Source organism: uncultured Fluviicola sp. (genome assembly GCF_902168135.1).
Taxonomy (GTDB): Bacteria; Bacteroidota; Bacteroidia; order Flavobacteriales_D; family Crocinitomicaceae; genus Fluviicola.
This window is the reverse complement of record NZ_CABHOL010000041.1, coordinates 1-13,726: the sequence shown is the minus strand read 5'-3', so window position 1 is coordinate 13,726 and position 13,726 is coordinate 1. Positions and strand designations below refer to the sequence as shown.

The following is a 13,726-nucleotide window of genomic DNA, read 5'->3' as shown; positions in this document are numbered from 1 at the left end:
TGTCTTTTTAATTAGAAGTAACGAGGTGAACGGATTCCTTCTTTTTTGAAGACAAAGTCGTATGACAGCATGACTTCGAAAGAACCGTCGTTGTATTTCCGGATTTTTTGCGTGCCGAAATCGCTTGCCAGACCCACTTTAAACTGCGGTGAAAGCTGGAATTGTACAAATGCTCCGAAAGCAGCCTGTAAACGGTAGTTTGCTCCGAACCACACTCTTTCATTGTAAATAGCCGCCAGGGTCATGTCCAGACTCAACGGAGCTCCTTCCGTAATTTTCACCAGGGAAGTTGGTCTCAGTTTCCATTTATTGGATAAAGTAATTACCCCGCCCACAGTTCCGAAATAATGACGGCGTTCCAGGTTGGTGGTGTTTGATCCGTCATAGCTTTGCTCCAGGATTTTCGGTGAACTGATCCCGATGAAGAAACTCGGCGTATGGTAGTAAATACCCGCTCCGAAATTCGGATTGACATTGTTGCGGATATTCTGCAATAATTTGGGATCATCCGGAGTATCACTGTTCAAACCGTCTCTCCCGATATTGATCAGGTTGATTCCGCCTTTGATCCCGAAAGCCAGTTTACCCTTGTGGTTTTTGAATCGGATCGTATAGGAAGCATCGGCATAGAACATCGTTTGGTTCATAGGTCCGATATTATCGTTTACTGCTGTTAATCCAAGTCCCACTGATTCGTAAGAAAGCGGTGAATGAATGCTCAAAGTGGAAGAACGGGGCCTTCCGTCAAATCCCACCCATTGTTCACGGTGGATCCCGGTTACGTTCAACATCCCGCGGCTTCCGGCATAAGCCGGATTTATAAACAGCATGTTATCAAAATACTGTGTATAATGAGGGTCCTGCTGCGCGTTTGCACCGGTGCTTCCAAGAAGCACCAGCATCAAACATGCTATTAAAAATTGATTTGTTCTCATCTTTTCAAGTTGAAAATTGCTATTCTTATCGCTGAATGTATACGTATCCTTTCAACACACCAGCAGATTCATCTTTCGTATCCAATACGTAGAAGTAAGTTCCTGTAGGAAGTTCTGTTCCGCCTACATTCAAAGAACTGTTCGAAGTACCGTCCCAGGTATTCAGGTATCCATCTGCGGAGAACACCACGTTCCCCCAGCGGTTGAATACGGTCAGCTGGTTATCCGGGTAGCTTTCGATTCCCTTGATTACCCAAACGTCATTGATTCCGTCACCATCCGGTGTGAATGCATTGGAAATATCAATGCCGCACGTAAGCGGATCACACGGATCGTTCGGATTAGAACCAGTCGTTACTTCCTCACCGTTGGTGATTCCGTCACCGTCGCAGTCAGCATTTTCCCAAGCCGCAGTTGGTGTGCCTGTTTGACTTGCAACAACAAAATCACAAGGATTGTTCGGATTAGTACCGTCTGTCGTTTCTGTGCCGTTTGGTACGCCGTCACCGTCGCAATCTGCGTTGTTCCACGCTCCGCCTTGCGTCAATGTGACATTGGATGCGGTGTAGTCACACGGATCATTCGGATTCGTACCATCTGTTACTTCTTGTCCGTTCGGAACCCCGTCGCCGTCACAGTCTGTTGTATTCCAGTTCGCAACCGGTGTTACTGTTTGACTGGAAGCAATGTAATCACAAGGATTAGCCGGATCAGTTCCGTCAGTTACCTCTGTACCGTTTGTTACTCCGTCACCGTCGCAGTCTGCGTTATTCCATGCTGTAGTTGGTGTTCCTGTTTGGTTTGCCAATGTAAAGTCACACGGATCAAGCGGATTGTCGCCGTTAGTTGTTTCATCTTCGTTAGTCACACCGTCACCATCACAGTCTGCACTGTTCCAAGCCGTGTTCGGAGTTACGGTCTGACTTGCAAGTGTTAAATCACAAGGATCGTTCGGATTCGTACCATCGGTAATTTCGTCTCCATTCGTTACGCCGTCGCCGTCACAATCTGCATTGTTCCAAGCTATTCCCGGTGTTCCTGTTTGACTTGTCACTATGAAATCACACGGATCATTCGGATTTGTACCGTCTGTTACTTCCGTTCCGTTTGGTACGCCGTCACCGTCACAATCAGCCGTATTCCATGCTGTAGTTGGTGTTCCTGTTTGACTTGCAAGCGTCAGGTCACAAGGATCGTTCGGATCTGTACCGTCTGTTACTTCCGTTCCGTTCGGTACGCCGTCACCATCACAATCTGCGTTATTCCACGTCGTGTTTGGCGTCACTGTCTGACTTGCCAATGTGAAATCACATGGATCAAGCGGATTGTCTCCGTCTGTTACTTCTGTTCCGTTTGGTACACCGTCACCATCACAATCAGCCGTATTCCATGCTGCAGCTGGTGACACTGTCTGACTTGCCAATGTAAAGTCGCAAGGATCGTTCGGATCTGTGCCATCGGTAGTTTCGTCGCCATTCGTTACTCCGTCGCCGTCACAGTCATTAGCCGGATTTGACAAACAAGGAATAACCGTAATAATCACCTGAGCTGTATCGCACAATACCGGCATTCCCGTATCACAGATCGAATAAATAAGGGTATCATTTCCGCTAAATCCAGGGTTCGGGGTGTAAGTAATTTCACCTGTTACCGGATCAATGGTTACTGTTCCGTTTGAAGGCGGAGTCGTAACTGTTACACTTGTTTCGTCGAGGTTTCCGTCAGGATCAGTGTCGTTTGAAGGAGCGTCGATCACCACCGGATTTCCTTCTTCGGTAGATGCCATATCACCATTTGCTTCAGGAGCATCATTCACCGGAGTTACGGTAATTACGACAACCGCTGTATCGCATGCAACCGGCATTCCTGTGTCACAAATCGAGTAAACCAGCGTGTCATTTCCACTAAAGCCCGGATCAGGAGTATAAGTAACTTCACCTGTTATCGGATCAATGGATATGGTACCGTTTGAAGGCGGAGTCGTAACTGTTACACTGGTTTCATCCAGGTTTCCGTCTACATCCGTATCATTGGAAGGTACATCGATCACAACAGGTGTGTCTTCATTGGTAGATGCAGTGTCATCGTTCGCATTCGGATCGTCATTGACCGGATTTACGGTAATCACAACCAAAGCTGTGTCGCATAATACCGGCATTCCTGTGTCGCAGATGGAATAAATCAGGGTATCTGTTCCGTTAAAGTTCGGATCAGGGGTATAGGTAATTTCACCCGTAACCGGATCGGTAGTTGCCGTTCCGTTTGTCGGAGGTGTAACAACGGTTACGCTGGTATTATCCAGGTTTCCGTCAGGGTCTGTGTCGTTTGAGGGTGTATTGATTACCACCGGTGTATCTTCATCGGTAGTTGCCGTATCTCCGTTTGCTGTCGGCGCGTCGTTCACCGGATTTACAGTAATCACAACCAAAGCTGTGTCGCACAATACCGGCATTCCCGTATCGCAAATCGAGTAAACCAGCGTGTCGTTTCCGCTAAAGCCCGGGTCCGGAGTATAGGTAACTTCACCCGTAACAGGATCTACGCTTGTTGTTCCGTTTGAAGGAGCATCCGTTATTGTTACGCTTGTATTGTCCAGGTTTCCGTCGACGTCTGTATCATTGGAAGGAACATTCACTGTAACAGGAGTGTCCTCATCGGTAGCTGCTGTATCTCCGTTTGCTTCCGGGCCATCATTCACAGGTGTTACTGTGATAATTACCATCGCTGTATCACAGAATACCGGCATTCCCGTATCACAAATGGAATAGATCAGGGTATCTGTTCCGTTAAAGTTCGGATTCGGCGTATAGGTAATTTCTCCCGTTACAGGATCTACGCTTGTTGTTCCGTTTGAAGGAGCATCCGTTATTGTTACGCTTGTATTGTCCAGGTTTCCGTCTGAATCCGTATCATTTGCCGGAACATTGATCACAACCGGTGTATCTTCATTCGTCGTTGCAGTATTTCCGTTTGCTACCGGCGGACAATTGGTTGCCGTAACCGGCAAAGTGATGTGCGCAGCATCGAATTCACAAGGATTCAATGGGTTTGTTCCGTCTGTTGATTCAGTACTGTTGGTCACTCCGTCACCATCGCAATCTGCAGTGTTCCATGCCGCATCCGGAATGACACTTTGGCTCGCCAGAACGAATTCACAAGGATCGTTCGGATCTGTTCCGTCACTTGCTTCATCGCCGTTCGTTACTCCGTCGCCGTCACAATCTCCGTTCAGCCATGCCCCGCTTTGAGCAAGAGTAATACTTGCCAGTTGTAATTCACAAGGATCAAATGGATCGGTGCCATCTGTTACTTCCTGTCCGTTGGTAACTCCATCACCGTCACAGTCCCCCGAATTCCAGGAAGCAGTTGGTGTTCCCTGGCTGGCTAAAAGCAGGTTACATCCATCACCCGGATCTGTACCGTCGGTGATTTCCTGTCCATTGGTAACTCCGTCGCCGTCACAATCTCCGGCCAGATCAGATAAGATATCTACGTCTACATAGAAATCTTCCACTTCTCCGTGAATTACGGGACCGAAACTTCTTTCATCAATTGTTGCGGTTGCCGGATCATCATTGAGTGTTTCTGTTGTTATCCTTACTCGTGCGTACTTATTTCCGCAAGAGGTCGAAACACCGGTCCATGACAGGTTGGTTGTTTGGGCACCGACAGCTGATGGAACCGAAGCTGTAACAATCTCGTCCTGAGAGAATACTCCGTCGTTGTTCCAGTCAATCCATGCGTAAATGTTCGCATTGGTCCCTGAATTGTTTGTAAAGTTAAGTGTAGTAGAAAAGCCCGGGTTTGTGGTTGAATGCGACAAAGGTGTTGTTAACCCGTCTTCATCCGCCCCGTCTCCGTTCGTTCCTGTATTGTTTGCTCCCGAAGCTACATTGTTGCTCAAGCCGTTGTCCGGATCTGGCTGGCTTGCTCCCAGATAAATTTCATCGCCGCACATGTAGTAGTGTGCTGCCGGATTCCCATTTTCGAAGGAAAGCGGAGTATCTCCCGCATCGTAGGTACTGGACCCACAAATCAGACCTACCGGTGTATTGGCACAATCGAATGTGGAAACAGTGCTGGTTCCGGAAACTCCGTCACCCATGGAACCGTCAATTTTGTGTCCCATGTAGCAATATCTTTCGGCACACAGTTTCATGATAGCTGTCGTGTGTCCACCGATCTCCACGTAGGTGGCATGGTCTGTTCCCTGGGTAAATCCGTTGGGAACTTTCGGTAAAGAATGACTTCCTGTTCCTCCCGGTACACCGATCATTTCGTTGTTGTTGGAACCCCAGGACCACAATTCACCATTGGAAAGAATAACGGATACGGATGCATTTGCAGTTCCGGGTGATCCGTCATTATCGTTTGCAGAAACAAAGATGACATCGGTAAGATCTGCGGTATTCGTTGAATTCCTAACCGGGACCCAGCCGGCTGAATTGGTAGTGTTTCCTTGTCCGAGCTGCCCGTTACCGTTACTTCCCATGGCGTATAACTTGTTGTCTGCCGGGTTGATGGCAAAATAACTTGCGCGGTTGCTGGCATCTGTCCAGGTATTACTCCCGAAATCTGCTGTCATGGCAATCATTACGGGAAGTCCCGGAAATGGAGTGGTCATGGTTACTGCACGATTATAAGTTGCCACTGCCGAACCGTCTCCGCGGTAACAGCGGACACCCCAGGTATACCACTGGCCAGTAGAAGTGATAGCAAAAGCTCCAACAGGAGTTACGCGAATATCAACCACACCCGTAAGCGCCGGATTTCCGGTAATGTCTCTGGTTACACGTGCCCAATAGTTTTCCGAAGCTCCCGGTAAAACGCCTCCGTTCCCGTGAATAGCATCGTTGCGCCCGCTTACGTACACTTCACCGGAATGCGTGAGCAATACCAATGCACCCCAGGAAGCAATCATATTCTTCACGTCCGTAGGAACAATTCCTACCGGAAGGGAAATTTGTGCAAATCCTGTCAGGTTGTCCAGTCCCGTTCCTACCGCCACATTATTGGCTCCCCAGGAGTAAAGTCCGTCTGTAGACAATACAAATGCCTGTGTGGTTCCGGAAGACTGCGTAGCCAAAGTCGCAAACAAAGGCTGCCCCGTATAATTGTAATCTGCTGCAGGAACTCCCGCATTCGGCTCAATGACAACCGGCGTTAAATGTCGTGCAGCGGCCGTTCCGTTTCCGTTAGCTGTTGAACCTGCTCCCCATATTAAGAATGTACCGTCGGGGCGGGAAGCAATAGTTGTATGGAATCCTGATTGGATCTGATCGTAAGGCTGAAGTGGGTTACAACCCGAAGATTGCGCCCTGACTGCCGAAGAAAGCAGCGCAATAGACCCAACAGCCAGCATGACCTGATTGAAAAATAAGTTCTTTCTCATTTTTTAATGCGTGATTGAGTAAGTAAAAAAGTGGGCTTCTCCGGTGGTGTCATAAACGCGGAATTGCACATTCCCCTTTGTGGGAACTGCTCCTGACAATTCGAATACCAGTTGATTCTCACCGTTCTTTAAAACAGCTTTGTCGTTTTTCAGGCGGGATGAGATCGCTGCAACCCCGGTTGTTTGTACTTCACGTATCGTATATTCGACCGGTTTTCCGTCATAAGATTTCACCGTTACAGGAATAGTCATGTTGATCCCGGAAATAGTTCCTGTTGCGAGCGGTGTTGAGAAGACCGGATTTTTCAAATCAAAGATCATCTGAACACTGCTAACCTCTACGGTGACAGTTTCTGTTTTTGCCGGATGATCTCCATGAGCGGGAATCACAAATGTGATTTCGTATTTCCCCGGTTGTGAGAATACCAGCTTCCCGGTGGATTTTCCTGTTCCGGATGTTTTGCTGACTCCGGCTTGGGGAGCAACTTTCCAGGAAATGGATAAGGGAAGTTCGGTGGCAACTCCTGTTTCGATGGCATCGCCGAAATGGATTGAATAGTGACTTTGCAGGACGCTGACATCCTCGTCACATGAAACGTGTGTGGGACTTCCGTGGACTAATAAGCACATCCAGGAAAAACCCAACAGGGTGAATAGTCTTTTCATTGCGTAAAAAATATTTTAGTTAAAAACTGAAAAATTCGGTGCGAAGATAGGTCGGGATAGATGCCTTTTAATAGCAAAAGGGTATCCGTATTCGGGAATTTAAACAGTGTAAAAAAGAATTTAAACCGTTGATTTACATGTATTTGATTTGATTTTCAGCTTTGTTGATCACAAAAGAATTAAGGTTCCGTCCAAGTGGTGTTCAACGGATAGAAAAATGGGCTGAAATGACTTAAAAAGATGAATCCCGAACCTGAATGAACTAAAAAAGGCTACCCATTTTTTGGACAGCCGGGTAATCAATAAATCAATACGTTTTTATTGGCGCTCTTTTAAATAAGCCAGGAAAGTAGACGGAGGGAATCCGGTTACGGATTTGAAAACGGCCGAGAATTTACTGTGAGATGAAAAACCACATTCATCGGCAAGTACGCTTAACTTATAATTCTTGAATTTCTCGTTGGTTTCGATTTTCTCGATAATGTACTTAATGCGTAATTCATTGATGTACGAATTGAAGTCTTTATTCAGATAGGTATTCAGCACGTGGGAAAGGTACTTGGTGTTTGTATTGAGCATTCCGGCAAGCATGGAAAGAGATATTTGCTTGTCGGTGAATTTACTTCCCCGCTCGAATTCTTTCAGATCATTGATAATCTTTGTTTCAATGGCATCCGACATGATCTTCCGGTTGGGGTCTTTCTTTTCGGATATATCCGGAGTTGATGCCGCCAGCTGGTTCTCCAAACGTTCCTGTCTCATGCGGTTCATCACTTCCCGGAAACGTGCACGCTCGCGTTTTCGGCTTCTCCGGTGCCAGATAAAAATCCCGACAAGCGCCAGGCAAAGCCCCATTGATAAGACAAGCCAAAGGTTTCTGTTTTGAGCCAGGTCCTTTTCATGAGATTTGGTGGTATTCACAAAATCTGCAATAGACTCTTTTTTCTTTTTTTCACTTAATTCCAGTGCATGAACATATTTGTCGTTGTATTTGGAATACCTGGTAATGTCATTTGAAAGCTTGTAATAATCTGCCAGCGTTTGGTATACTTCAATTTTCAGTTCCAGATAATCGGATTGTTCAACGATCTTTTCCGCTTTTTTCAAATTTTCAAAGGAAGCTGCCTTATCGTTCTTTTCCAGGTAGATTCGCCCCAATCCGCTGTAGATAAATCCGCTCAACATGGCATTTTCCTGGGTGACGGTTGTTAGGCGTTCCTGCGAGTTGTTGTAGTGGGACAATGCATCATCCCATTTTTTCAGCCCGATGCAAATCCGGCCCAGCAGCTGTTCATTCGTAGCTAAAAAGTAATTTTTGTCCTGTTCACTGTAAACCAGCTGCTTAAAATAAATATCGGCCTGTTTAGCTGCTTTATGGGCTTTTTTGAAGTGCTTGTATTCAATCTCATAATAGGCTGTTTCTTGGTAGATCAGTCCCAGGTACAACTTTTTCATCTGGTCGTTTTCTATTTTAAGACTAACCGTTTTCCCTTTTTCAAGGTATTCCTCCCCCTCTTCGTATAATCCCATAATCCGGTACTGGGTAGAAAGGAATCCGGCTATTCGGGCCTCCCAGTCGTAAAAATCGTTCTTTACAGCAATCTCGTCTGCTTTAACAGCGAATTGAACGGATTTTTTGATATCGCCTTTTTGCTGAAAAAGGGAAGAAGAAAGCATTAAAGCTTTCAACTTGTTGAGCTCCGGTTTTGAGTTTCGGTACAGCGAATCGGCGATGTGGATAGCTTTATTTATGTCTTTGGCAGCAATAGTTACCGCTGTTGTGAAGTAAATACTGTCAAATTTTTTATCATCGTCCCTTTTGTGTTGTGCATGTGCCGGACTGAACAGGATGCAGATTAACATGCCTATTCCGGCGGACAACTGCATTTTATTGAACCACAAAAAATGGAGTCCGGTTTGATTCTTCATATTGGGTAATAAGTTGTAAATGTGCGTTTGAGCAGATTAAAATTAGGTAAAAATTTAGAATCCACTTACAAAGAACACGAATAGACCTACCCCGTTTCTCCTTTTAAGCGTTTTACTTCCTGCTGAAGTTCATTCACCCTGCCCAGTAAATGTTTAATGGTTTCCAGTCCTTCCAGGTTAATTTCCAGTTCGTAATGCAGGTGCATGTATTTTTCCAGGTCAGCCAGCTGCTCAAAGGCAATGTATGCGGTTTCTTCCGAACGAATCAATTCGATAAGTCCGTATTCGTCGAGCTGGTACAGGAAAGTGGTTTCAATGTTGTATACCACGCAGCATTGTTCGATGGATATGTGATTTTGCTTTTCCATATTAATTCGTTTTACGCTCGCGGGCAAGCTGTTCGATCAATTCTTTTTCTTTCGCGGTCAGATTGGTTGGCAGCTGAATTTGGTACGTCACATACAAATCCCCGAATTGGTCTTCTTTCTTATAAACGGGGAAGCCTTTTCCCTTCAGCCGAACCTTGGTACCGTTTTGCGTTTCGGGAGCCACCTTCATTTTCACTTTCCCGTCAAGTGTATCGATGAATTCTTCTCCGCCCAGCAATGCTTTGTAGAGATCCAACGGAACGGTTGCATGCAGGTCATTCCCCTTTCGTGTAAATGAGGTGTTGTTTTTGATCTCAAAGGTGATGTACAAATCGCCGTTCGGGCCGCCGTTCATGCCCGGAGCACCGTAGCCCGCCAGTTTGATCTCCTGTCCGTTCTCAATTCCGGCCGGAACAGTAATGCGGATATTTTTCCCGTTCACCGTAAAGGTTTGCTGGTGCGTTTTGGCGGCATCCGTTAAATTCAGCTCCACCGAAGCACGGAAATCCTGGCCCTTGAACCGGGTTTGTCTTCCCCCGCCGGTGCGGTTCCCGAAGATCGACTCAAAAAAATCAGAGTAACCGCTTTCGTCGCCATAGGTGTAGTATTCACCTCCACCAAACGGATTGCCCTGTCCCCGGGCTCCGGATGCCTGCTGCTGTTTTTTTGCCTGTTCAAACTGTTCGGCATGCTTCCAGTCTTTGCCGTATTGGTCGTACTTCTTCCGGTTCTCCGGATCGCTCAGTACCTCGTTCGCTTCGTTGATCTGCTGGAATAATTTACTCGCTTCCGGGTCGTTGGGATTCAGGTCCGGGTGATGCTTGCGCGCCAGTTTCCGGTATGCCTTTTTGATCTCCTCGGCAGATGCGTTTTTATCCACACCTAAAATTTTGTAATAATCAATGTATTCCATACGATTTGACCTTATGATCTTAAGTTACGGTGAAAATGGGGATTATCCAAACGTAAAAAAATGATCCTGGTCAGGAAACAGTGTGAGTGTGAGCAGTGGGTGTGAGAACGGGACCGCTCAGGGTGATAAGTTGAATCGTTATCCCGCGGAAGGGCGCTGAGGAACGCAGGAATTGCCGGCAAGGATTCTTTCTTCTTTTCTGCTCCAAAAACAAAAGACCGCAATCCGATTGACGGATGCGGCCTTTTACGTTATTTGTTGAATGGTTTTAAACCACCATGTTCACAATTTTCCCCGGAACGACGATGACTTTCTTCGGAGCTTTTCCTTCCAGCCATTTTTGTGCTTCCGGCATGGCCAGCACCGCGTCTTCTACTTCTTTTGCAGAGAATGCAGTTGGCAGTTCTGCATTGAATCGCATTTTTCCATTGAAAGATACGGGATAAACCGTGTTTGCTTCTACAAGCATCTCCGGATCAAATTTCGGGAAAGCAGCCGTAGAAACGGTTCCCGCAGGATTCCCCAAAGCCTCAGACCACAATTCTTCTGCGGCATGCGGCGCGTAAGGTGCGAGGAGAATTACCAGTTGTTCCAATACTTCTTTCGAATGGCATTTTTGCTCCGTCAGTTCGTTCACACAGATCATCAGGTTCGAAACATTCGTGTTGAACGAGAAACGTTCCAAATCCTCTTCTACTTTCTTGATCGTTTTGTGAAGGGTTTTCAAAGATTCTTTGCCCGCAGGTTCGTTCGTTACAATCACATTTCCTTCGCTGTAGAACAAACGCCACAGTTTGCGCAGGAAGTTGTGCACACCGTTGATCCCTTTCGTGTCCCACGGCTTCGTTTGTTCCAACGGACCTAAGAACATTTCGTACATGCGCAGGGTGTCGGCACCGAATTTCTCTACCAACTCATCCGGAGTTTGTACGTTGAATTTCGATTTGGACATTTTTTCGACTTCATTATGGACGGTATACTTTCCAAAAGTATTAGGAACGAAGACCATATCTTCGAACATAATAGTTGACCATGAAACTAATTCTTCTATCAAATATTCATTAGATGAATTTATCAAAGAAACATTTATATGAGAACTTCTAAGATTTTCTTTTCTAATGCTTTCTTGATCAATAACATATTGCTCTAAATCAAATTTCTTTGAATTAAAAGATTCACTTATCTCAACTTTGTTTAAGTTATCTATCAAATACTTGTAATCATCTGATTTGAATTCTGAGTTCTTGATTTTCAGTGCAATGCTTTCAGGAATTACTATTTCTAACCCCGATTCTAACTTCCAATCTTTGCTATTATTTATAGATTTTAGAAATTCAACCTTTAATACATATACGAGAGCACTCGTCCCCAAAATCATCCCCTGGTTGATCATCTTCTTGAACGGCTCATCAAAGGAAATGTAGCCGCGGTCGTACAGGAACTTGCACCAGAAACGGGAATACAGCAAGTGGCCGGTTGCGTGTTCGGAACCTCCGATATACAGATCCACCTGGTTCCAGTAATCCGCTTTTTCTTTGGAAACAAACTCGTTCTCGTTGTGCGGGTCCATGTAGCGCAGGAAGTAGAATGAACTTCCGGCCCAGCCCGGCATGGTGTTGTATTCCATGCGGTCTCCCTCGGAGTATTTCCAGGCACTTTTCTCGGCACGCGCCAATGGCGGTTCACCGTCTTCCGTAGGTAAATATTTGTCTACTTCCGGTAATTCAACAGGCAGATGCGCATCGTCTACCAGATACGGAATTTCGTTCTTATAATAAACCGGGAAAGGCTCACCCCAGTAACGCTGACGGGAGAAAATCGCGTCGCGCAGGCGGTAATTCGTTTTTCCTTTTCCAAGGCCTTGTTCTTCGATTTTTGCAATCGCCACAGCCATCGCTTTTTTGATCGGCAATCCGCTTAAGAAATCCGAATTCGCAATCGTTCCTTCTTTCTCGGAGTAGGCACCTTCGGAAATATCCACGTTCTCAAAAATGTTTTTGATCGGAATGTTGAAATGGGTCGCGAAATCCCAGTCGCGCTGGTCGCCGCACGGAACGGCCATCACAGCACCTGTTCCGTAGGAAGCCAATACGTAATCTCCGATCCAAACCGGGATTTTCTCTCCCGAGAACGGGTGAATGGCATAAGCTCCGGTGAATTGCCCGGTAATATTTTTCACGTCCGCTTGTCTGTCGCGCTCCGATTTCAAAGAAGCGGCAGTTTTATAGGCTTCAATGGCGTCTTTGTATTCGGCAGTCGTGATTTCATCAACCAACGGATGTTCCGGTGCCAGTACCATGAAGGAAACGCCGAAAATCGTGTCAGGGCGGGTGGTGAAGACCTCGATGGAGTGATCTGGTGCTTGAGCGGAGTCGAAAGCATCCTCCCCCTCATTCCCCCTCCAAAGGGGGAAGTTTACGGAAGCTCCAACCGATTTCCCGATCCAGTTACGCTGCATGTCTTTGATCGCGTCTGTCCAGTCAACTGTTTCCAGGCCGGTCAATAAACGTTCCGCATAAGCTTTGATCCGCATCGACCACTGGCGCATCAGTTTTTGTTCCACGGGGTGACCGCCGCGCTCAGAAAGTCCGTTGATGACCTCATCGTTGGCAAGTACGGTCCCCAAAGCCGGACACCAGTTTACCCAGGAATCAGCCAGGTAAGCCAGGCGGTATTCCATCAGGATGTCGGATTGCTCTTTTTCGGAGTAATTTTTCCATTCCTGCGCTGTAAAAGTGTTCGCAAATTCGCTAACAGCTTTCACCTCTGCATTTCCGTTTTTCTCGAATTCAGCGATCAGTGAATCAATGGATTCCGCTTTATCCGTTTTTACATTGTACCACGAATTGAAGATCTGTTTGAAGATCCACTGGGTCCATTTGTAATATTCCGGAGAGGAAGTACGCACTTCTCGGTCCCAATCGAAAGAGAAACCGATTTTATCCAATTGATTACGATATCCTTTTATAATATTGTCCTGATAGTTTGGATCAGTAATTCTTACATGTTCACTTTTAACAATAAGCGCTTCATCTTTTATCGTTCCATCAGGATTTACAAATTCTTGTTTGATCTCTCCATTTTCGTCCAGACAGCCATCAATATTAATTGAAGTTGTGATTTTAGGATGAAGCCCGGTCTGGATCGCATATTGTTCTGCCGGAAGTCCGAATGAATCGTATCCCATAGGATGCAATACATTGTAACCTCTTAATCTCTTGTAGCGCGCATAAATATCGGATGCAATGTAACCGAGCGGGTGACCCACATGCAAACCTGCCCCGGATGGATACGGGAACATATCCAATACATAGTATTTGGGTTTTGCGGAGTTGTCCTCAGCGGCAAATGTTTTATGATCTGCCCAATATTTGCGCCATTTGCGCTCGATCTCATTAAAATTATATTCCATGCTTTCGCGTCTGTTAAAGTGGGTGCAACGCTTGTGCCAGAGCTCTTCGCCTTCGTGAAGCCACTTGCGCCTCTGCTAAAGCTTCAGCGGCACGCAGACGGCAGAGCAAGG

7 protein-coding genes are annotated in these 13,726 nt (G+C 46.2%); all 7 read right to left on the bottom strand.

Annotation, left to right across the window (positions count from 1 at the left end; genetic code table 11):
- Positions 1 to 11: 11 nt before the first annotated feature.
- A complete protein-coding gene (locus QZT69_RS13990) occupies positions 12 to 935 on the bottom strand; it encodes a type IX secretion system membrane protein PorP/SprF (protein WP_294675629.1) in 924 nt (307 codons plus the stop codon).
- A gap of 25 nt (positions 936 to 960) precedes the next feature.
- Positions 961 to 6,327 (bottom strand): Ig-like domain-containing protein, encoded by a 5,367-nt coding sequence (locus QZT69_RS13985; RefSeq protein ID WP_294675628.1) that lies wholly within the window; start codon positions 6,325 to 6,327, stop codon positions 961 to 963.
- A gap of 3 nt (positions 6,328 to 6,330) precedes the next feature.
- Complete coding sequence (locus QZT69_RS13980) at positions 6,331 to 6,993, bottom strand: hypothetical protein (RefSeq protein ID WP_294675627.1); 663 nt, start codon at positions 6,991 to 6,993, stop codon at positions 6,331 to 6,333.
- A gap of 318 nt (positions 6,994 to 7,311) precedes the next feature.
- On the bottom strand, positions 7,312 to 8,922 hold the full coding sequence (locus tag QZT69_RS13975) for an AraC family transcriptional regulator (RefSeq protein ID WP_294675626.1): 1,611 nt from the start codon (positions 8,920 to 8,922) through the stop codon (positions 7,312 to 7,314).
- Between the two features lie 86 nt (positions 8,923 to 9,008).
- Positions 9,009 to 9,290 carry a chaperone modulator CbpM gene (locus QZT69_RS13970; protein ID WP_294675625.1) on the bottom strand — a complete coding sequence of 94 codons (282 nt, stop codon included), beginning with the start codon at positions 9,288 to 9,290 and terminating at the stop codon, positions 9,009 to 9,011.
- Position 9,291: 1 nt separating this feature from the next.
- Entirely contained in the window at positions 9,292 to 10,203 is a 912-nt protein-coding gene (locus QZT69_RS13965) for a DnaJ C-terminal domain-containing protein (RefSeq protein WP_294675624.1), read from the bottom strand.
- Between the two features lie 268 nt (positions 10,204 to 10,471).
- Positions 10,472 to 13,615: a leucine--tRNA ligase gene (locus tag QZT69_RS13960; protein ID WP_294675623.1), complete on the bottom strand. Its 3,144-nt coding sequence runs from the start codon at positions 13,613 to 13,615 to the stop codon at positions 10,472 to 10,474.
- Between the last annotated feature and the right edge of the window lie 111 nt (positions 13,616 to 13,726).

Excerpts from the sequence above, each read along its gene's own strand:
- QZT69_RS13990 (WP_294675629.1), bottom strand. The coding sequence starts at position 935 with ATGAGAACAAATCAATTTTTAATAGCATGTTTGATGCTGGTGCTTCTT.
- QZT69_RS13985 (WP_294675628.1), bottom strand. The coding sequence starts at position 6,327 with ATGAGAAAGAACTTATTTTTCAATCAGGTCATGCTGGCTGTTGGGTCT.
- QZT69_RS13980 (WP_294675627.1), bottom strand. The coding sequence starts at position 6,993 with ATGAAAAGACTATTCACCCTGTTGGGTTTTTCCTGGATGTGCTTATTA.
- QZT69_RS13975 (WP_294675626.1), bottom strand. The coding sequence starts at position 8,922 with ATGAAGAATCAAACCGGACTCCATTTTTTGTGGTTCAATAAAATGCAG.
- QZT69_RS13970 (WP_294675625.1), bottom strand. The coding sequence starts at position 9,290 with ATGGAAAAGCAAAATCACATATCCATCGAACAATGCTGCGTGGTATAC.
- QZT69_RS13965 (WP_294675624.1), bottom strand. The coding sequence starts at position 10,203 with ATGGAATACATTGATTATTACAAAATTTTAGGTGTGGATAAAAACGCA.
- QZT69_RS13960 (WP_294675623.1), bottom strand. The coding sequence starts at position 13,615 with ATGGAATATAATTTTAATGAGATCGAGCGCAAATGGCGCAAATATTGG.